We start from the raw sequence: 19,489 nt of genomic DNA on the forward strand, positions 1-19,489 counted from the left end.
TACAGGACGATCCGGACTCTGGTTCCGGACGATAAACCGCCACAAATTGGATGGGCGGGTCGGAACTCCTTGCCCGGAACCCCGGAGGCCGATGCCCTGCGGCGCATATGAGGCCGCAGGGCATAGCCGACAGGTCAGCGCGTACGCGGATCCTGCAGCGACGCCATCGCTTCCATGAGCGAGGAATGAATGGCGGTCAATTCCGGGGTGGCGAACGACTCCCAGGACTGCTCGTCCGCGCCGTTCTCGGTGGGATCGGCCTGCCCCCAGTCGCCTTCGCCGGTTCCGTCCGCCGATCCTTCATCCCAGGACGCGCTACCCGGATTGTGCTTGTACACCCACCACAGGTGGCCGAACGGGTCGGCGAACCGGGAGAGCACATCGCCCCAGAAATCCGTCGGCTCGGTGACGATCCGCGCACCACGCGCGGCGGCTCGTTTCAGCGTGGCGGCCGGATCGTCGACGTAGACGCGGACGAAGGACGGCATATACGGCCAGTCCGGTTTGCGGTCGGCGATCGTGAGCGTCGAGCGGAAGCCGCCATGAGCGCCATGGCCCAGATCGTCCAGGTCCTTCCCGTCCGGATCCGCCGCCGGATCGACAGTCTCCGGACCGTCGCGACCCCCTCCGGTGATGGATACAACCGGGCCGGGATCGACGATGTCACCGCATTGACCACTCTCGCTCTTGCCTGCCGGGACGCCGATACCGTCTCGTTCTCCTACCGCGGCAGCGACGCGGCCACGTCGCATCGCACCGCCCAACCGCATCAGATCGTCAATGTCGAAAGCCGCCTCTACCTGGTGGCCTGGGATCTCGATCGCACCGACTGGCGCACCTTCCGAATCGACCGGGTCGCGCAACCCCGCCGTACCGGCGCGCGATTCGCACCACGCCGCCTGCCCGGTGGCGATCCGGTGGAGTACGTCCACGACCGGATCGGGTCGATGCCCTCCAGGTACCGGGTACACGCCACCATCCAGGCTTCCGCCGAACGGGTCAGAGCCGAGATCGTCCACTACGGCACCGTCACCGCCGTCGACTCCGGCTCGTGCGAGGTCCAGATCGCCGCCGAGTCCCTGGGCTGGGCCGCCTTCTGCCTCGTCTCGATCGGAGCACCGTTCATCGTGCACGGGCCACCCGAAGCGACCGACCTCGTGAAGGACTGGGGAACCAGGCTTCTCGCCGCCACGCGAGCGACCGGGAGCGGACCCGGTTGCGATAGTTCGATCAGTCGTCTTCCTTCGCCCTCGGATCGCGGGCTGTGGCCAGGGTCGGCATCGCCACGCTGATCGCCGCCACTATTCGCGCCGGGCCGTCGAGATGTCATGGCAGAAACGATTCGTCACCCGTTTCGACTGACGTTGCGCTCGCCGCACCAACCTGCTTGGTGCTTCTTCTTCTTCTTCTTCGCTCTGGGCGAACACGGGCGTTGGTTGGAACAACCGGGACTCCGGTGAAGTTGAGTCGGGATAGCTCAACTATTGGAGGTTGTGTTCGTGACTACACCACTGAATCTTCCGGTGCTGTTCCTGACCGATCCCATCGTGCTGCCGGGCATGGTCGTCCCGATCGAGCTGGACGAATCCGCGCAGGCCGCGATCGATGCCGCGCAGGCCGCGAAGACCGGGACCGTACTGCTCGCCCCCCGCTTGACCGAGGGCTACGCCGCCTACGGTGTGCTCGCCACCATCGAGCAGATCGGGCGCATGCGCGGCGGAACCCCCGCCGCGGTGCTCAAGGCCGAACGCCGCGCGAAGATCGGCCACGGGGTCACCGGGCCGGGGGCCGCGCTGTGGGTGGAGGCCGAACCGGTCGAGACTCCCGCCGCCGACGGCCGCACGCGGGAACTGGCCGACGAGTACAAGAAGCTGGTGGTCTCGGTACTGCAGCGCCGAGAGGCGTGGCAGGTGATCGACGCCGTCAACCAGCTCACCGACCCCTCGGCCATCGCCGATACCGCCGGCTATGCCGCCTATCTCACCGCCGAACAGAAACGGGAACTGCTCGAAACCCCGGATGTCGCGGCCCGGCTGAACCGGCTCATCGAATGGACCCGGGCGCATATCGCCGAGGCCGAGGTCACCGAGAAGATCGGTGACGAGGTCCGCGAGAACATGGAGAAGAGCCAGCGCGAATTCCTGTTGCGCCAGCAACTCAACGCCATCCGCAAGGAACTCGGCGAGGACGAACCGGACGGCGCCGACGACTACCGCACCAGGGTCGAGCAGGCCGATCTGCCCGAATCCGTGCGGGAAGCCGCCTTGCGCGAGGTGTCCCGGCTGGAACGGTCCAGCGACCAGAGCCCGGAAACCGGCTGGATCCGCACCTGGCTCGACACCGTGCTGGAACTGCCGTGGCAGGTGAAGACCACCGACTCCACCGATGTGGCCGCCGCGCGGGCCGTGCTCGACGCCGACCATCACGGCCTCGACGAGGTGAAGGACCGGATGGTCGAGTACCTCGCGGTCCGGGCCCGGCGGGCCCAGCGTGGGCTCGAGGTCGTCGGCGGTCGCGGGTCCGGTGCGGTGCTGGTACTCGCCGGTCCGCCCGGAGTGGGTAAGACCTCGCTCGGCGAATCGGTGGCCCGGGCACTGGGCCGCAAGTTCGTTCGGGTCGCGCTCGGCGGTGTGCGCGACGAGGCCGAGATCCGTGGCCACCGGCGCACCTACGTCGGTGCGATGCCCGGCCGGATCGTGCGGGCGATCAAGGAAGCCGGTTCGATGAACCCGGTCGTCCTGCTCGACGAGGTGGACAAGCTGGGCGCCGATTTCCGCGGCGACCCCGCCTCGGCCCTGCTCGAGGTGCTCGACCCCGCCCAGAACCACACCTTCCGGGACCACTACCTGGATATGGACCTCGACCTCTCCGATGTGCTGTTCCTGGCGACCGCGAACGTGATGGAAACCATCCCCGGCCCGCTGCTGGACCGGATGGAAGTGATCACCGTTGACGGCTACACCGAGGACGACAAGGTGGCCATCGCCCGCGATTTCCTGCTGCCCCGCCAGCTGGAACGCAATGCGCTGACCGCCGAGGAAGTCCAGGTCACCGATGCGGCACTGCGGGAGATCGCGGCCGACTACACCCGGGAGGCCGGGGTCCGGCAGATGGAACGGCTCATCGCCAAGGTGCTGCGCAAGGCCGCTACCCGGTTGTCCGAAACGGCCGGACCCGGCTTCGACGCCGATGCATCGGGTGTCGACCACGCAGGTGTCGACGATGGCAACCGCGCCGACGCGGCGAGCAACGGGCAAGCCGACGTCGGCAGCGGTGAGCGGGTAACGCGGGAACTGGGCTACGACCCCGAACTGGGCTACGACCCCGCCGGTGAGCTCCGCGGCGACGTCGCGTCCGGCGCCGGCGGGTCCGGCGAAATCCTGCGCATCGACGTCGCCGATCTGAAGGACTATCTGGGCCGTCCCCGGTTCACCCCGGATTCGGCGGAACGTACGGCCGTGCCGGGCGTGGCGACCGGGCTCGCGGTCACCGGACTGGGCGGGGACGTCCTCTATATCGAGGCGAATACCGCCGAAGGCGAACGGTCGTTGACCTTGACCGGGCAGTTGGGCGATGTGATGAAGGAATCGGCGCAGATCGCGCTGACCTACGTGCGCTCGCACCTCGGCGAAATCGGTATCGAGCCCGGTGTCCTCGAACGCAGCCTGCACCTGCACGTCCCCGCCGGAGCCGTGCCCAAGGACGGCCCGTCCGCCGGGGTCACCATGGTGACCGCGCTGGTATCGCTGGCGCTCGGGCGGCCGGTGCGTTCGGATGTGGGTATGACCGGTGAGGTCACGCTGAACGGCCGGGTGCTGCCGATCGGCGGGGTGAAGCAGAAACTGCTCGCCGCGCAGCGTGCGGGGCTGAAGACGGTGTTCATCCCGGCGCGTAACGAGCCGGATCTGGACGACGTCCCCGCCGATGTGCTGGCCGAACTGGATGTCCGTCCGGTGGCCGATGTGGCCGAGATCCTGGCCCACGCCATCGAGCCGATCCAGGAACCGGCCTACGAGGATCGGCCGCTGGCGGCCTCCGCCTGACCTGTACCCGACCCTGCGGGCCGTGGTAGCCATCACCGGCTACCACGGCTCGCTGTCGTTTCCCGAAGTGGTTCCCATCCGCCCGGCCGGTCCACCCGAACCCCGTTCAGCAATGTTCGCGGTACGACCGGCAACGCGGTCGTCCTGGCCGAAAGCGATGGAAATTCATGAAAAGCAGGCAGCGCGTTGTGCTTCTGGCCGCGGTGGTTTCGGCCACCGCACTCTTGGGAGCGACAGCATGTTCCGGGGATGCGGAGTCCGGGGAAACCGCGGCTGCGGCGAGCAGCGCTCCCGCGTCGTCCACGGCGACCGCGGCCACCGGTGATCCCGCGGCCGCGCTCGTCGGCCCCGGCTGCGCCGACTACGCGGCGCAGGTGCCCGACGGCGCGGGATCGGTCGACGGGATGGCGCAGGACCCGGTCGCGGTCGCGGCCTCGAACAACCCGATGCTGAAGACCCTCACGCAGGCCGTATCGGGTGGCTTGAATCCCGAGGTGAACCTCGTCGATACGCTCAACGGCGGCGAATTCACCGTGTTCGCTCCGGTCGATTCGGCCTTCGCGAAGATCGATCCGGCAACGCTGGAAACCCTGAAGACGGATTCCGCCACGTTGACCGATATTCTCACCTACCACGTGATACCCGGACAGATCGTGCCCGAAGATATCGCCGGGGATCATGCGACCGTCCAGGGCGACACCGTCTCGGTGACCCGTGACGGCGAGACGATCGAGGCCGGGACAGCGTCGGTGATCTGCGGCGGTGTGCAGACCGCGAACGCGACCGTCTACATGATCGACGAGGTCCTCATGCCGCCCGCGTGACCGGTTTTCCCGCGCTGCGGGGCCGAGTGGCAGAGACTGGGGCCATGATGCTTCACGGCGCTGAGCGTGAACTGCGTTACAGCATCAGTACGATGTCCATCCTCGGTGTCGCGGGTGGCGAACACCTTCCCATGCAGTCGAGGGCACGATCATGACGAAGCGGCCGGATTCCGGTTCGGGCGCGGTCCGGCTCCGGGTCGTCGGTGCGCAGGACAGCGGTACCGAGGCCGGGGCGGCGTGCCCGGCCCGCCGCGCCGGCCAGGACGACAGCGCAACCCAGCGCCGGCTCGCCGATCTGCTACAGGCGGCCGGGAACGGTGATCGGGAATCGTTCACCCTTTTCTACCGGGAGACCAGTTCCCGGGTGTTCGGGCTGACGCGGCGGATCCTGCGCAGCCCGGCCGCGGCCGAGGAAGCCACCCAGGAGGTGTACCTGCAGGTCTGGTCGGCCGCCGCCCGCTACGACCCGGCGCGGGCAAGCGCGGTCGGCTGGTTGATGATGATCGCCCACCGGCGAGCTGTCGACCGGGTGCGCGCCGAGGAATCGGCCGCGGCCCGCGATATCGTCTACGGCCACACCCATCTGGGACGCGACCACGACATCGTCTCCGAAACGGTGCACCAGCAGTTCGACGAGCAGGCTGTGCGTGACTGCCTCGACGTGCTCACCGCCACGCAACGAGAAGCGGTCGCACTCGCCTATTACAGCGGGCGCACCTACCGCGAGGTCGCCGACCAGCTCGAATCCCCACTGCCCACCATCAAGAGCCGCATCCGTGACGGTCTGAAACGGCTCCAGAACTGCCTGTCAGGGGTTGTCTCCGATGCCTGATATCTCACCGCCCGACTCGCCGGCCAACCACGGTGACCTAGTGGACCTGGCGTTTCCCTACGCCCTCGACGCGGTCTCGGCCGCCGAGAGCGCCGATATCGAACAACGATTACGTGCCGCCGATCGAGAAACTGCCCGGGCCTTCGACAGTGTGGTACGCGACGTGCGGGAGGCGATGGGGGCCTTGTCCGTCCTCGACGCCCAGGAGCCGCCCGCCCGGGTGGAGGCGCGCATACTCGCCGCCCTCGGCTCCCGGCCCGGCGCACGTTCGGATGTGCACACCGGTGCCGGGAGATCCGATCCCGGTGCGCAGTCGCCATCTGTGGCCGGACCACCGGATCCACAGGCGGATACGCCGGTAGCCGGCACACCGGCCGATGAACTCGCCCGAGCCCGTCGGCGCCGGCGTCGGCTGTCAGGACTCGCTGCCGCGGCCGCGGTGGTGGTGGCCATCGGGATCGGTTACGGAGTCCTCGCCCGGCAGACCGGTCACGAACCGGGCGCAGCCGTTACCGCACAGCAGATTCTCGAGCACCCCGATGCCCGTACGGCCACCACCCCGATCGGTGCGGACGGAACCCTCACGGTGCACGTTTCCGCCGAACTCGGCGCGGCCACCGTCGCTTTCGACGCCGTACCCGCCCCGCCGGCCGGTAGCGACTACCAGCTGTGGTTGATCGATGCGTCCGGTGTTCCACAATCGGCCGGGGTGCTGGCCGAACTGCCGGCGGCGAACACGCCCTACATCACCGAGTTCACCGGTTCCGGACAACTCGCGGTAACGCTCGAACCCGACGGCGGATCGCCCGCGCCGACCAGCACGCCGCTCGGTGCGGTCGCGCTGGGGTGAGTCATACCGGCCTGCTCCGGGCGAGTCAGGGCAGCCGGCCGAGCTGTTCGTGATGGACCCGGCTCTCGCGGTGAGCAATCGCGTCCGCGTACGAACCACCGGATTCGCGGGGGGTGTATCGGCCGGGTCGGCACTCAGCCCGGGGAGCAGTGGGAGGCGTTTTCCCGGTCCGCCGCTCGGCTCCTTCCGGTGTCCGGCCGGTTACGGCATGGTCATCGTCGCTCGGGAAGTTCTGACATTTCGGTGACGCTGTGCCCGGACACCTTCCCGAAGCGTGCTCGTAATGACACCATCCGCAGCTGGGGAGTAGGACGAACACCGGGGCAGGCGGGCCCCGGCCCGATGGCGGAACGAGGGTGCTGATGCAGGACATACCGGACTCGCCCGGAATAGCGCGACGAACCCCGGAACCGGCGGGCGAACCCAATGCCGCCGCGGCGGGTCTGTGCGGACTCGTCGCCGCCGCACTGGTGCTCGGTATCGCCGAACTGTTCGCCGGGCTGATCGATCCGGACGCCTCACCCTTCGTATCGACCGGTGCCACAGTGGTCGACCACACGCCGAAAGCGTTACGCGAGTTCGCCATCGACCAGTTCGGCACTGCCGACAAGGCCGTGCTGTTCGTCTCCATGGGCGCGGTGATGACGGTGCTCGCCGTCGTGGTGGGTCTGCTCGAGCGGCGGCGGCCTTACGGCAGTGCGCTGCTGATCGCCCTCGGGCTGGTCGTTTGCGTGGCCGTTCTGGGCCGGCCCACCGCGACTCCCGTGTTCGCGATTCCGATCCTGCTCGGTATCGCGGCGGGCGTTGTGACGCTCCGCTTCCTGATAGCGCGCGCTCCGGGGCCGAAAGCCGCGGACGAGGTAGGGGAGACCGATCCGTCCCGCCGCCGGTTCCTGATGCTGGTGGCCGGTGCCGCCGCGGTGGCGGCCGGAAGCGCGGCCGCCGGACGCTGGGTCGGTGCGCGAATGCGGGCCGTAACCGCCGATCTGGAGCGTTTCGTGCTGCCGCGCCCCGTGACCGGGGCCGCTGCGCCGCCACCCGGCACCGATCCGCCGGTCCCCGGGATCACCGAATTCGTCACCCCCAACGATGCGTTCTACCGGATCGACACCGCCCTGCGAATCCCGGCGGTGACCAGCGAGGACTGGCGGCTACGCATCCACGGAATGGTGGATCGCGAAATCGAACTGACCATGGACGATCTGCGCCGCCGGCCCGCGGTGGAGAAAATGATCACCCTGACCTGCGTATCCAACGAGGTCGGCGGTGACCTGGCCGGCAACGCCCGCTGGATCGGATACCCGCTGGCAGACCTGCTCGCCGAGGCCGGCGTACGACCCGGCGCGGATATGGTCCTGTCCACCAGCGCCGACGGATTCACCGCGGGAACACCGGTGGCAGCCCTCACCGATGGGCGCGACGCGCTGCTTGCCGTCGGGATGAACGGCGACCCGCTACCGGTCGAGCACGGTTATCCGGCCCGGCTGGTGGTCCCCGGTCTCTACGGCTACGTGAGCGCGACCAAATGGGTCGTCGACCTGGAGCTCACCAGATTCGACAGGGCCCAGGCGTACTGGACCCGCCGCGGCTGGTCCGCGCGCGGCCCGATCAAGACCGCTTCCCGTATCGACGTCCCCGCCCCGTTCGCAAAGATCCCGCCCGGCCCGACCGTCGTCGCGGGCGTGGCCTGGGCACAGCGGCGCGGTATCACCGCCGTCGAAGTCCAGGTCGACGACGGCCCATGGCAGCCGGCCGAGCTCGCGCCGGAATACTCCTCGGACACCTGGCGGCAATGGACCTGGCGTTGGGACGCGGTCCCCGGCGACCACACCCTGCGAGTCCGCGCCACCGACGGCGAAGGCCGGGTACAAACCGAACAGCGAGCCGATCCGGTACCCGACGGCGCCACCGGTTGGCACACCCGGACCTTCCGCGTCGAGTGAGCATCGTGCCCTGGCCGATCCGACTCACGATCCAGCACAGCGGTGTTGCCGGGTTGTGGTGCAGACGCCCGAGTCTCCAGAGATCGGTCGCGGCGACCATTTCATCGCCGAAATGCGATAGGCCCCGCCGGTTTCGGGGGGCTATCGAACTGGCAGCAGGTGCTGTCGCTGCGAGGTCGGGCGGCGCGGTTCTACTCTTTGATCTTCTCGATCGGATACCCGGCGATGGAGAAGACGATGATCGAGTAGACGGCGATGCCGATCAAGACCGGCAGCGGTATACGACGTTCGGGGGCGAGGGCGATGTAGATCCCGTAGGCGATAGGTGGGAGGCAGAGGATCGCTGCCGCGGTTTCCCAATATGCGACCATATTGTTCGCCTTCTTCCGACGCCCGGGATCCGTCAGAGTTGTGTCCGGTATCTCATCGCCCCACCCTTCGCTGTGGCTGGTTGCGACTCCTCGATAACCCTTGGCAGCGGAGTACATGCAAAATAGCGATACGACCGAAAAAATCAGAGCAACAATAAACGCTTGCATTCCGGGCCCCTGACCGGTCGATATCGTATGGCTGACGCTGCTGTGGCCCTACCGTAGTTGTACCGGATATGGGGCCGGGTGGATCGGTCACCAGCCGCCGAGGGCCCGGCGTGGCGCCGGGCCCTCGGCGGCTGAGCGTGGTGCGACTTCAGGCGGCGGCCGGTTCGGGTTCGCCGGCGAATTGGGTGCGGTAGAGCTCGGCGTAGCGGCCGTTCGCCGCGAGTAGTTCCGGATGGGTTCCGCGCTCGACGATATGTCCGGCTTCCACCACCAGGATCTGGTCCGCGGCGCGTACGGTGGAGAGACGATGCGCGATCACCAGCGCGGTGCGATCCTGCAGTGCCTCGTTCAGAGCCGCTTGCACGGCCGCTTCGGAGGTGGAATCCAATGAGGCGGTGGCCTCGTCGAGGATTACCACGCGCGGCTGTTTGAGCAGCAGCCGGGCGATGGTGAGACGCTGGCGTTCGCCGCCGGAGAGCCGGTAGCCGCGTTCGCCGACCACGGTGTCCAGGCCGTCGGGCAGGGAGGCGATCAGGTCGCGTAACCGGGCTCGGCTCAGCGCATCCCACAGTTGCGCCTCGTCCGCTTCGGGCGCGGCCAGCAGCAGGTTGGCGCGGATGGTGTCGTGGAAGAGGTGCCCGTCCTGGGTTACCAGGCCCACCGTTTCCCGGATCGAGGCGGTGCTCAACTCGCGAACATCGGTGCCGCCGAGCCGGACCGAACCCGAATCGACATCGTAGAGCCGGGAAACCAGCTGGGCGACGGTGGATTTACCGGCGCCGGAGGAACCCACCAGGGCGATGAGTTCGCCGGGTTCGGCGCGCAGGCTGATTCCGTGCAGCACCTCCTCGCCGCCCCGCGTGTCCAGGGTCGCCACTTCCTCCAGCGATGCCAGCGAAACCTTGTCCGCCGCGGGATAGCCGAAGCGCACCTCGTCGAATTCCACCGCGACACCACCCGCCGGGACCGGCCGCGCGTCCGGTGCATCCTCGATCAGCGGTTTCAGGTCGAGAACCTCGAAGACGCGCTCGAAACTGACCAGTGCCGACATCACTTCCATCCGGGCGCTCGCGAGCGCGGTGAGCGGCGAGTACAGCCTGGTCAGCAGCAACGACAGCGCCACGACGGCCCCGGCGTCGAGTTGGCCGCGCAGCGCGTACCAGCCGCCCAGGCCGTACACCAGCGCCACGGCCAGTGCCGAGACCAGCGTCAACGCTGTGACGAACACGGTTTGCAGCATGGCGGTGCGGACCCCGATATCGCGGACCCGGCGGGCGCGCAGCGCGAATTCGCCGGACTCCTGGTCGGGCCGGCCGAACAGTTTCACCAGGGTCGCGCCCGGGGCCGAGAAACGCTCCGTCATCTGGGTGCTCATCGCCGCGTTCAGCCCGGCGGCTTCGCGCTGGATATCGGCCAGCCGATCGCCCATCCGGCGGGCCGGGATCACGAAGACCGGCAGCAACAGCAGAGCGAGCAGAGTGATCTGCCAGGACAGCTGGAGCATCACCACCAGGGTGAGCACGACGGTCACGAGATTGGCGACCACGCCGGACAGGGTGTCGCTGAAGGCTCGCTGCGCCCCGATCACATCATTGTTCAGGCGGCTGACCAGGGCGCCGGTCCGGGTTCGGGTGAAGAACGCGATCGGCATCCGCTGGACGTGATCGAACACGGCGGTGCGCAGATCCAGGATCAATCCCTCGCCGATCCGGGCCGACAGCCAGCGGATCGCCAACCCCAGCCCGGCGTCGAGAACAGCGAGACCCGCAATGGCGAGTGCCAGCATGATCACCGTCCGGGCAGCGGATCCGTCGATGATCTCGTCGACCACCCGGCCGGCCAGCAGCGGTGTAGCCACCGCGAGCACCGCCGCGACGACGCTGAGCGCCAGGAACGCGCCCATCCGGCGCCGGTGCGACCGCGCGAACCCCAGGATGCGCCGGGCCGTGGCGAGGCTGAACGCCCGCTGTTCCTCGGGGGCGTGCATTCGCCGATACATCTGGTCCCAGGCAACCGATTCCATGCTCATCCGACATGTCCTTCCGCTCCGGAGCCCGATTCAACTCCAGTGCACCGACACTAAAAGCTCAACCATCGTTCAGGTCAAGCTTTCGGGACAGGTGCCAGCTCGAGCCGTACACCGAGCAGCCGGGTCGGGCGGTCCAGTGGAAACCGGTCCAGAATGCGTAATGCGGTATCGACGATGGTGGGAACGTCCGTTGTCGGTTCGGCCAGTTTCGACTGTTTACTGCGCGTATAGAAGGTGCTGGTCCGCACCGTCACCGCCACCCGGACGGCGATCCGGCCCGCCGCGGCGATCTCCGCGGTGACCTCGGTTGCCAGCCGGGCGACCTGCTCGCGGATATCGTCGCGTTCGGTGAGATCGCGCGGGAAGGTCTCCGATTTGCTGCGCCCCACCGGCGGCGGTGGTCGGGTCACCACCTCGGTATCGCCGGCCCCGCGAGCCATCACCCACAGATACGGGCCGTTGGTGGGCCCGAACTCGGCAGCCAGCACGGCCCGGTCCGCCGCCATCAGATCGCCGATCGTGTGGATATCCAGCTCGGCCAGGCGGGCGGCGATCCGGTTACCGATTCCCCACAGCGCGTTCGTCGGCCGATGTGCCATCACCTGCGACCAATTCGCCGCCGTCAGCCGGAACATGCCGGTATGGGCGCCCGGCTGCTCGGCCGGCGTATCGGCGGACTTGCCGACCGATTTGGCGAAGCCGGTGGCCAGTTTGGCGGTGAGTTTGTTGTCCCCGATGCCGACCGCGCAGGTCAAACCGAGTTCGGCGACGCCCGAGCGGATGGCGGCCGCCAGGCTTTCCGGATCCTCGGTTTCGGCCGCCACGAACGCCTCGTCCCAGCCCCACACTTCCACCTGGTCGGTGAAGGTCCGTAGCAGCGCCATGACCTGCTCGGAAGCCTCGTCGTAGCTGAGTGGGTCCAGCGGCAGGAAAACCGCCTCGCGACATTTGCGCGCCGCCGTGCGCAGCGGCATCCCGGCTCGGACACCGTAGGCCCGAGCCGGGTAGGAAGCACAGGTCACGACCTTGCGGGGTTCCTCTGGGTCCCCGTTCCCGCCCACGATCACCGGCTGCCCGCGCAGTTCGGGGTGCCGCCGGAATTCCACCGCGGCCTGGAATTGGTCGAGGTCGACATGCAACAGCCATCTGGCCACATCTGCAGTCTTACTCCTCCGGGGTGACAATCAGGTTGATATCGGCCGGAGTGGGCGATGCCATTCCGCGGTCCTCCGGGGTGGTGCCGGCAGGCTCTGTATAACGGGCCGCAGATTCCCGAGTGATGTGCAGCCCGGCAGGGGACAACGTTGTCCACGAGTGGCGGGCGGGCAACCCGCACAGCGTGGTGAGGTGGATCGTGCCGAGCGGGGTCATGGGCAGGTCCGCCGGACGGCAGACTGGAGTCGCACCGCCCGGCTCGGGCGCGAACCTACCGGGTGGCGCGTTCGCAGACCTCCGCGGTGCGCTCGCTCACCGACCGAAAGGCGAAGATGTCCGATTCAGCCCCGCTCGATTCCGACCTGGCCGCAAAAGTGCTGGCCGCCCAGCCGTTCGCGAATCTGGTCGGCACCGAGCTCGTCGCCTTCGAAACCGGTTCCGCCACTCTGGTCGTGCCCATCCGTCCGGAACTAGCCCAGCAGTTCGGCTATGTCCACGGCGGGGTGCTGTCCTACCTGGCCGATAATGCGATCACTTTCGCCGCCGGCACCGTACTCGGCGCGAATGTGCTGACCGGTGGTTTCTCGGTCACCTACCTTCGTCCTGCCCGCGGCGAACGCCTGTGTGCCGTCGCCACGGTCACCGGGGCGACCCGGCGCCAGGCCGTGGTCAATTGTGTGATCACCGCCGAATCCGACGGCTCCGACCCCGTGCAGTGCGCACTCGCCCAGGGAACTGTCCGCTCGGTCGAACGAAACCTCGGCGACTCCTGATTCGCGCCGCGTCCGCTGTCGGGACCCGGCCGACCGAACTACCCCCGTTCCCGGGCGTTACTCCGAACGGCAGCCGCTGCCGGCGATCCGACAAAGCCCAGATCGCCTACGCAGAATCCCGGCGAGGCTCCGATGGGCTCGCACGTAGAACCGCGTCGCGGCGGCTCACGAGCTGATGGATCGGCCGGCGCCACGTGTGCTGCGCCGACGTGCCGATCGACGGCTCCCGACATTCCGGCGGGAACTGGGAAGTGCCCGGTGTAGGCACCTGCTACAGGTTTCGTTCCGGTCGCAACCCCGCGATGGGCTGCCGCGCCCGCGCGGCGCGCGCACGCACGCTGGTTCGGCTGGTGACGGCGTGTGCGCTGGGACGCGGTGATGCGCATCCGTCATCTCGGCGGCGCGCGTGGTCGCGAGCACGGCGTATACCGGCGTCGGCTGCGTGCGGCCTGTCCCGTCGCATTCCGGTGGCGACGAGCGGATTCCCCGAACCGGCCGCATCTCGGATGGGCGGGTACGAGGCGCCCGCGTATCGACGCGCACATCCGGAGCAGAGCCGGAGATGCGCCTAGGCTGGTCGGCGTGACCGACCACGACAGGCGGCGGGATGCGCTCGCGCGGGAGTTGCGTGCCCGGATCGGTGCGGACGCGGTGGATATCTCCCGGCGCCGCCGGATCGAGTATTCCTCCGATGCGTCGAACTACCGGGTGCTGCCGGAGATAGTCGTGTTTCCCCGGAGGGACAGCGATGTGGCGGCCGTGCTGGAACTCGCCCGTTCCGAAGGTGTACCCCTGACGCCGCGTGGCGGTGGCACTTCCGTAGCCGGTAATGCGGTGGGCCCCGGTATCGTCTGCGATTTCAGCAGGCATATGAACGGTATTGCCGATATCGATCCGCAACGCCGCACCGCGCGGGTGCAGCCCGGTGTCGTGCTGGCCGAGCTGCAGCGCCGGGCTCGTGCGCACGGGCTGCGGTTCGGCCCGGACCCGTCCACGCAGGATCGCTGCACCCTCGGCGGGATGATAGGCAACAACGCCTGCGGACCGCACGCCATCGCCTGGGGCCGCACCTCCGACCGGGTCCGGGAATTGCGGATTCTCGACGGCACCGGTACCGAACGCCGGCTTGCCGACGATCTGGCCGCGGTGCCCGGACTACCCGAATTCACCGGCGCCTCACTCGCGGTCCTGCGTACCGATTTGGGCCGGTTCGATCGCCAGGCCTCCGGCTACGGCCTGGAGTACCTGCTGCCGGAGCGGGGAAGTTCGGTCGCCGGCGCGTTCACCGGCACCGAGGGCACCTGCGGTGTGCTGCTGGAAGCCGAAGTGGAGCTGGTGCCGATCCCCGCGGCGACCTTGCTCGTCGTACTCGGTTACGCCGATCTGGCGGCCGCGGCCGACGATATCGCCGCGGTGGTCTCGGTGGCGCCGGTCGCGGTGGAGGGTATCGATGCGCGCCTGGTCGAAATGGTGCGCGCCCACGGCCGGCGGGTACCGGATCTGCCACGCGGCCACGGCTGGTTGTTCGTCGAACTGGCGGGTGAGAGCCCGGCGGCCGCCCGGGCGGCGGCCGACCGCTTGTGCCGGACGGCCGGTGCCCTCGACGCCCGAGTGATCGACGACCCCGGCGCGGCGGCGGCACTGTGGCGGATCCGCGCCGACGGCGCCGGGCTGGCCGGGCGTACCCGGGACGGGGAGCCTGCCTGGCCGGGCTGGGAGGATGCCGCCGTCCCGCCTGCTCGCCTCGGTGCCTACCTGCGGGATTTCGAAGAGCTGACCCGGGAACACAAGGTCGACGGGTTGCTCTACGGACATATCGGCGACGGCTGTATGCATGTGCGGCTGGACCTGCCGATCGCCGGCGCGCCCGGCCGTTTCCGCGCTTTCTTGACCGATGCGGCCCATCTGGTGGTGCGGCACGGTGGTTCGCTCAGCGGTGAGCACGGCGATGGGCGGGCCCGTTCGGAACTACTGGAGATCATGTACACGCCCGAGGTCCGCGCCGTTTTCGCCGGCTACAAGGCGCTGTTCGATCCGGCGGGTGTACTCAACCCGGGCGTATCGGTGCAGCCCCGGCCCCTGGATGCCGATCTCCGGTTGCGCGGGCTGGGCCCGCTGGCGCCGGCCGGTGGTTTCGCGCTCGACCGCGACGGCGGGGACTTGTCCACCGCGGTGCATCGCTGCGTGGGGGTGGGTAAATGCCGGGCCGATACGCGCGCGGCCGGTGGTTTCATGTGCCCGTCTTATCTCGCGACGGCCGATGAGAAGGACACCACCCGGGGCCGGGCGCGAGTACTACAGGAGGTGGTCCGGGGAGAACTCGACTGGTCCGACCCCGCGGTGGCCGAATCCCTGGATCTGTGCCTGTCCTGCCGGGCCTGCGGTACCGACTGCCCGGCCGGGGTCGATATGGCGACCTACAAATCCGAGACCCTGTACCGCCGCTATCGGCGGCGTATCCGGCCGCGCGACCACTACGCCCTGGGCATGCTTCCGCGCTGGCTGGCCGGCGCGACCCGCCTGCCCCGCGTGGTGAACGCCGCGGCGCGGGTGGCGCCGTTGCGCCGGTGGGGTATGCGCGCGGCGGGCGCCGATCCGCGGCGGGCGGTTCCGGAACTGGCGATTCGCCCGTTCCGGCGGATCTGGCGAACGGAATCGGCGAAACAGCAGGTGCGGACCCCGGAGGCGGGAACCGTGATGCTCTGGGTCGATACCTTCACCAATGCGTTCGACCCGGAGATCGCGCAGGCGGCGGTGACGTTGCTGAACTCGCTGGGGTACCGGATCGTACTGCCCGAGCGGCAGGTGTGCTGCGGGCTCACCTGGATCAGCACCGGGCAGCTGGACGGGGCGCGGGCCCGGCTCCGGCGAACCCTCGACCAGCTCGACGCCCATGTCCGCGCCGGTGGGCTCGTCATCGGCCTCGAACCGTCGTGTACGGCCGCGCTGCGCGCCGACCTTCCGGAGTTGCTCCCCGACGACGCCCGTGCCCGCCCGGTCGCCGCGGCGGTGCGGACGCTGGCCGAGTTCCTGCTTGCGCAACCCGATTGGAGTCCGCCCAGCCGCCCCGACCGCTCGATTGTGGTGCAACCGCACTGTCATCACCATTCCGTTCTGGGTTTCGAGTCCGATCGCCGGATATTTGCCCGAATGGGTATGAATGTGACAGAAATCGCAGGATGCTGTGGTCTTGCCGGTAACTTCGGAATGCAGCGGGGGCACTACGAAATATCGGTGTCGGTGGCCGGAAACGGACTGTTGCCGGCTCTGGCCGGCGCTGCCCCCGATGCAGTTTTCGTGGCCGACGGTTTCTCGTGCCGCACCCAGGCCGCGCAGCTGGCTGCCGGACGTGGCCGGCATCTGGCGCAGATCATCTTGGACAACTGGTGATTTCAGTGTACGGCGAAAGGCTGCCGAGCGGGTGAGCGGCCCCGCCCGATCACCCGCTGCCGGGAATCAGCTCCCGGACGGCAAAGTGCCCGGCTGGATTTCGTAACCGGAACTACCGGCGAAAACGCTGCCCCACAGATCGAGCAGCCAATTGAGCGCCTCGGTGATCATGAAACCCTCCAATCATGGCAACAACCACATATTTGCTGAACTCGGTCGATATCGTCCCGCAAACCGTCGTCGTTACCGGGTAAGGAAACGACCGCGTCGGGTCTTTGCGGGCACAATGGCGGGGTGCCCCTTCGCTCCACAGGTTCTCCGGCCGAGTACACCCGTGTGCTGACAGCCGGTGGTCCCGTCCAGCTCGCGCACACCCTGGCGCCACTACGCCGCGGGCCCGGCGACCCCTGTCACCGGATCGACCGTGATGGTGCGCACTGGGGCGTTTCGCGAATGCCGGCCGGACCCGTGACCTACCGGCTGCTGCAGACCGCAGCCGATACCGTCACCGCGGTCGCCTGGGGCCCGGGCGCCATGGAATTTCTCGACCAGCTCGGCTCCATGTTGTGCCTGGACGAGAATGTGGATGATTTCGTGCCCATCCATCCCACGATCGCCGCCGCACACCAGCGGAATCCGGGCCTGCGAATGCTGCGCACCGGACGAGTGTTGGAAGCGCTCGTCCCGGCGATTCTGGAGCAGAAGGTCACCATCGTGTCGGCGCATGCCGCGTGGCGGAACCTGGTGCATCGTTTCGGCGAGCCGGCGCCGGGCCCGGCTCCGGACGGTATGCGGGTTCCACCGGACGCCGCGACCTGGGCGCGCATCCCCTCGTGGAGCTATCACCGCGCCAACGTGGGTCCGCAGCGCTGGCAGACCATCGTGCGGGCCGCGCGGGTGGCCGATTCGCTGGAGCGCACGGCGGCACTCCCACCGGCGGAAGCGGCCCGGAGATTGCGGACCATCCCGGGTATAGGGGAGTGGACGGCCGCGGAAACCGCGCAACGCGCGTTCGGTGATGCCGACGCCCTGTCGGTCGGCGATTACCACCTGGCCTCGGTGGTGGGCTGGACCCTGCTGGGCCGGGATATCGACGATGCCGAGATGGTCGAGTTCCTCGAACCGGCGCGTCCGCACCGCTATCGGACGATCCGGTTGCTGGAGGTCAGCGGTCAGGCCCGTAAACCGCGGTTCGGTCCGCGTGCACCCATCACCGATCACAGCCGACGCTGAGCTGTATTCATTGCGCCGCCTGCGGCGGTGCGGGTTCGGGGCCCTCTTTCAGGGGCACGGCGATCTATTGGAGTGCGCGATTATCCAGTACGCAGCGGCCCGACTCCACCAGTGTCGACCGGGCCCGGCGGCGTACCCGGCACATATCCACGGTGCAGTCCAGGTGCAGTTGCATCGCCGAATGCGCTTGTTCGGCGGTCATGTACCCCGGGTCGTCCCCACAGTCGAGCAGGGTGGGGATCTGGGTACTCAGATTCATCCGCATCACACACAACCTCCTTGTGAACCCGCGGCGATCCTGTTGTCCGCGGTGGGTTTCCGGGTGTGCACATACGACCAACAGCTCACCATAGGCCGAGAACCACCCGGAACGGGTGACATTCGGTGGTTTTGCCCGCATCGAATTCGCATTGCACCGGTACGCCACCGATATCCGGCCCGCGGTTACCGTCCGTGCGCGTAGCATCGCGCTCGGCGCCGATGGCGCGTGGCGTGCCTTGCGCTGTGGTCCGAACCCCGGGAGGGGCCGGTGCGGGGCGGCGCCGCCTCTCGACGGAACATATTGCGGCTGATGGAGGAGAACCCGAATGAGCGTCGACAACGGTACGAATGTCGATCTTTCCGGCGCCGAATGGCTGAGCAGCCCGCCGGACGGTGCGCCCGGTTCGCACAGTGTCGAGATCGCCATGCTCGCCGGCGGTCATGTGGGTATGCGGGACGGAAAGGATCCCGACGGCCCGGTGCTGATCTTCACCCCGGGGGAATGGGCGGCTTTCACGGCCGGCGTCCGGGACGGCGAATTCGATCGTCCGTGACCTCGCCCGGCGCCTGTGATCAGCCGATCCGGGCCGGTCGCCGCGGGTTTACCAGGTCGTATAACGGGTAGACAACAATATGTGGACCGAGGGATCAAGAATTCCCATCCTCGGCTGCGCAAGTTGGGGCCCAGCGACGGTGTGGCGTGGCTGATCGTCGGGCTGCTCTTCGCGGCGGCTGCGGTGGGGGTGTTCGTACTCACCGGATCGGTGCTTTCGGCACTGTTCGTCGGTGTACTCGTGGCGTTGGTCGCCACGGGTGTGGTCACGATGCTGTGACCACACCCGCGCGGCCCTGACCGCGGCCGCCGGGCTCAGCGGCGGAACAATTTGTTGCCGAGCCAGACGATCGGATCGTACTTACGGTCGGCCACCCGCTCTTTCATCGGGATCAACGCATTGTCGGTGATCTTGATGTGTTCCGGGCACACCTCGGTACAGCATTTGGTGATATTGCAGTAGCCGAGGCCGTGCTCGTCCTGAGCCTGGTCGCGGCGGTCGGCCACATCGAGTGGATGCATCTCCAGTTCCGCGATACGCATCAGATACCGCGGACCGGCGAACGCTTCCTTGTTCTCGTCGTGGTCACGAACCACATGGCAGGTGTTCTGGCAGAGGAAGCATTCGATGCATTTGCGGAATTCCTGTGAGCGCTCGACATCCACCTGCTGCATCCGGTACTCGCCCGGCTTCAGATCCGCCGGCGGCGTGAAAGACGGGATCTGCCGCGCCTTTTCATAGTTGTAGGACACATCGGTCACCAGATCGCGGATCACCGGGAAGGTTCGCAACGGTGTCACAGTGACGACGTCTTCGGGGGTGAAGGTGGACATCCGGGTCATGCACAGCAGGCGCGGCCGGCCGTTCACTTCAGCCGAACACGACCCGCATTTCCCGGCCTTACAGTTCCACCGGACAGCCAGATCGGGTGCCTGGGTCGCCTGCAGCCGATGGATGATGTCGAGGACCACCTCACCCTCGTTCACCGGCACCGTGAAATCCCGGAGTTCCCCGGTCTCGGAATCGCCGCGCCATACGCGGAAGTGGGCGTCGTAACTCATCG

Annotated in this window: 18 protein-coding genes; 11 read left to right on the forward strand and 7 right to left on the reverse strand. The window is 68.0% G+C overall.

Annotation, left to right across the window (positions count from 1 at the left end; genetic code table 11):
• Nucleotides 1-134 precede the first annotated feature (134 nt).
• Nucleotides 135-662 carry a VOC family protein gene (locus IU448_RS14270; RefSeq protein WP_324188613.1) on the reverse strand — a complete coding sequence of 176 codons (528 nt, stop codon included), beginning with the start codon at nt 660-662 and terminating at the stop codon, nt 135-137.
• On the opposite strand from IU448_RS14270, the gene IU448_RS14275 reads away from it, so the two are divergent.
• From IU448_RS14275 to IU448_RS14300, 6 genes are all read left to right on the forward strand, one after another.
• Nucleotides 543-1,292 carry a helix-turn-helix transcriptional regulator gene (locus tag IU448_RS14275; RefSeq protein WP_195055982.1) on the forward strand — a complete coding sequence of 250 codons (750 nt, stop codon included), beginning with the start codon at nt 543-545 and terminating at the stop codon, nt 1,290-1,292. The two genes, IU448_RS14270 and IU448_RS14275, sit on opposite strands and share 120 nt — an antisense overlap.
• A gap of 207 nt (nt 1,293-1,499) precedes the next feature.
• Nucleotides 1,500-4,043: an endopeptidase La gene (lon, locus tag IU448_RS14280; protein ID WP_195055983.1), complete on the forward strand. Its 2,544-nt coding sequence runs from the start codon at nt 1,500-1,502 to the stop codon at nt 4,041-4,043.
• Between the two features lie 167 nt (nt 4,044-4,210).
• Nucleotides 4,211-4,867, forward strand: coding sequence for a fasciclin domain-containing protein (locus tag IU448_RS14285; RefSeq protein ID WP_195055984.1), 657 nt, complete (start codon nt 4,211-4,213; stop codon nt 4,865-4,867).
• Between the two features lie 151 nt (nt 4,868-5,018).
• A complete protein-coding gene (gene sigK, locus IU448_RS14290; RefSeq protein ID WP_195055985.1) occupies nt 5,019-5,699 on the forward strand; it encodes an ECF RNA polymerase sigma factor SigK in 681 nt (226 codons plus the stop codon).
• On the forward strand, nt 5,692-6,549 hold the full coding sequence (locus tag IU448_RS14295; protein ID WP_195055986.1) for an anti-sigma factor: 858 nt from the start codon (nt 5,692-5,694) through the stop codon (nt 6,547-6,549). Before sigK ends, IU448_RS14295 begins: the two co-directional genes overlap by 8 nt.
• 362 nt (nt 6,550-6,911) lie before the next feature.
• Complete coding sequence (locus IU448_RS14300) at nt 6,912-8,492, forward strand: molybdopterin-dependent oxidoreductase (RefSeq protein ID WP_195055987.1); 1,581 nt, start codon at nt 6,912-6,914, stop codon at nt 8,490-8,492.
• Nucleotides 8,493-8,683: 191 nt separating this feature from the next.
• Here IU448_RS14300 and IU448_RS14305 read toward each other — a convergent pair whose 3' ends face one another.
• The 4 genes from IU448_RS14305 to IU448_RS14320 all read right to left on the reverse strand — a co-directional run bounded on the left by IU448_RS14305 (nt 8,684) and on the right by IU448_RS14320 (nt 12,431).
• Nucleotides 8,684-8,863 (reverse strand): hypothetical protein, encoded by a 180-nt coding sequence (locus IU448_RS14305; protein WP_195055988.1) that lies wholly within the window; start codon nt 8,861-8,863, stop codon nt 8,684-8,686.
• Nucleotides 8,864-9,179: 316 nt separating this feature from the next.
• Nucleotides 9,180-11,060, reverse strand: a complete 1,881-nt coding sequence (locus IU448_RS14310; protein WP_195055989.1) for an ABC transporter ATP-binding protein — start codon at nt 11,058-11,060, stop codon at nt 9,180-9,182.
• Between the two features lie 74 nt (nt 11,061-11,134).
• Nucleotides 11,135-12,214 (reverse strand): DNA polymerase IV, encoded by a 1,080-nt coding sequence (locus IU448_RS14315; RefSeq protein ID WP_195055990.1) that lies wholly within the window; start codon nt 12,212-12,214, stop codon nt 11,135-11,137.
• A gap of 10 nt (nt 12,215-12,224) precedes the next feature.
• A complete protein-coding gene (locus IU448_RS14320) occupies nt 12,225-12,431 on the reverse strand; it encodes a hypothetical protein (protein WP_195055991.1) in 207 nt (68 codons plus the stop codon).
• Nucleotides 12,432-12,547: 116 nt separating this feature from the next.
• On the opposite strand from IU448_RS14320, the gene IU448_RS14325 reads away from it, so the two are divergent.
• The 3 genes from IU448_RS14325 (at nt 12,548) to IU448_RS14335 (ending at nt 17,611) form a co-directional block, all read left to right on the forward strand.
• Nucleotides 12,548-12,988 carry a PaaI family thioesterase gene (locus IU448_RS14325; RefSeq protein ID WP_195055992.1) on the forward strand — a complete coding sequence of 147 codons (441 nt, stop codon included), beginning with the start codon at nt 12,548-12,550 and terminating at the stop codon, nt 12,986-12,988.
• A gap of 582 nt (nt 12,989-13,570) precedes the next feature.
• Nucleotides 13,571-16,378 carry an FAD-binding and (Fe-S)-binding domain-containing protein gene (locus tag IU448_RS14330; protein ID WP_324188593.1) on the forward strand — a complete coding sequence of 936 codons (2,808 nt, stop codon included), beginning with the start codon at nt 13,571-13,573 and terminating at the stop codon, nt 16,376-16,378.
• 336 nt (nt 16,379-16,714) lie between these two features.
• The gene (locus IU448_RS14335) at nt 16,715-17,611 is read left to right on the forward strand and encodes a DNA-3-methyladenine glycosylase 2 family protein (protein ID WP_324188594.1); all 897 of its coding nucleotides are present in this window, start codon (nt 16,715-16,717) and stop codon (nt 17,609-17,611) included.
• A 64-nt stretch (nt 17,612-17,675) separates the two neighbouring features.
• Here IU448_RS14335 and IU448_RS14340 read toward each other — a convergent pair whose 3' ends face one another.
• A complete protein-coding gene (locus IU448_RS14340) occupies nt 17,676-17,876 on the reverse strand; it encodes a hypothetical protein (RefSeq protein ID WP_228813171.1) in 201 nt (66 codons plus the stop codon).
• Nucleotides 17,877-18,198: 322 nt separating this feature from the next.
• Between IU448_RS14340 and IU448_RS14345 the strand changes: the two genes are divergently transcribed.
• Both IU448_RS14345 and IU448_RS14350 read left to right on the forward strand, forming a co-directional pair.
• Nucleotides 18,199-18,426 (forward strand): DUF397 domain-containing protein, encoded by a 228-nt coding sequence (locus tag IU448_RS14345; RefSeq protein WP_195055994.1) that lies wholly within the window; start codon nt 18,199-18,201, stop codon nt 18,424-18,426.
• Between the two features lie 81 nt (nt 18,427-18,507).
• Nucleotides 18,508-18,705 (forward strand): hypothetical protein, encoded by a 198-nt coding sequence (locus IU448_RS14350; RefSeq protein ID WP_033246590.1) that lies wholly within the window; start codon nt 18,508-18,510, stop codon nt 18,703-18,705.
• Nucleotides 18,706-18,740: 35 nt separating this feature from the next.
• On the opposite strand, the gene IU448_RS14355 is transcribed toward IU448_RS14350, so the two are convergent.
• Nucleotides 18,741-19,487 (reverse strand): succinate dehydrogenase/fumarate reductase iron-sulfur subunit, encoded by a 747-nt coding sequence (locus IU448_RS14355; protein WP_195055995.1) that lies wholly within the window; start codon nt 19,485-19,487, stop codon nt 18,741-18,743.
• Nucleotides 19,488-19,489 lie beyond the last annotated feature (2 nt).

It is taken from the genome of Nocardia flavorosea (genome assembly GCF_015477805.1).
GTDB lineage: Bacteria > Actinomycetota > Actinomycetes > Mycobacteriales > Mycobacteriaceae > Nocardia > Nocardia flavorosea_A.

What these genes read in the sequence shown, in the direction of transcription:
- IU448_RS14275 (WP_195055982.1), top strand. Translation starts at nt 543, where the DNA reads ATGAGCGCCATGGCCCAGATCGTCCAGGTCCTTCCCGTCCGGATCCGC.
- IU448_RS14285 (WP_195055984.1), top strand. Translation starts at nt 4,211, where the DNA reads ATGAAAAGCAGGCAGCGCGTTGTGCTTCTGGCCGCGGTGGTTTCGGCC.
- sigK (WP_195055985.1), top strand. Translation starts at nt 5,019, where the DNA reads ATGACGAAGCGGCCGGATTCCGGTTCGGGCGCGGTCCGGCTCCGGGTC.
- IU448_RS14295 (WP_195055986.1), top strand. Translation starts at nt 5,692, where the DNA reads ATGCCTGATATCTCACCGCCCGACTCGCCGGCCAACCACGGTGACCTA.
- IU448_RS14300 (WP_195055987.1), top strand. Translation starts at nt 6,912, where the DNA reads ATGCAGGACATACCGGACTCGCCCGGAATAGCGCGACGAACCCCGGAA.
- IU448_RS14305 (WP_195055988.1), bottom strand. Translation starts at nt 8,863, where the DNA reads ATGGTCGCATATTGGGAAACCGCGGCAGCGATCCTCTGCCTCCCACCT.
- IU448_RS14310 (WP_195055989.1), bottom strand. Translation starts at nt 11,060, where the DNA reads ATGAGCATGGAATCGGTTGCCTGGGACCAGATGTATCGGCGAATGCAC.
- IU448_RS14320 (WP_195055991.1), bottom strand. Translation starts at nt 12,431, where the DNA reads ATGACCCCGCTCGGCACGATCCACCTCACCACGCTGTGCGGGTTGCCC.
- IU448_RS14325 (WP_195055992.1), top strand. Translation starts at nt 12,548, where the DNA reads ATGTCCGATTCAGCCCCGCTCGATTCCGACCTGGCCGCAAAAGTGCTG.
- IU448_RS14340 (WP_228813171.1), bottom strand. Translation starts at nt 17,876, where the DNA reads ATGCGGATGAATCTGAGTACCCAGATCCCCACCCTGCTCGACTGTGGG.
- IU448_RS14345 (WP_195055994.1), top strand. Translation starts at nt 18,199, where the DNA reads ATGAGCGTCGACAACGGTACGAATGTCGATCTTTCCGGCGCCGAATGG.
- IU448_RS14355 (WP_195055995.1), bottom strand. Translation starts at nt 19,487, where the DNA reads ATGAGTTACGACGCCCACTTCCGCGTATGGCGCGGCGATTCCGAGACC.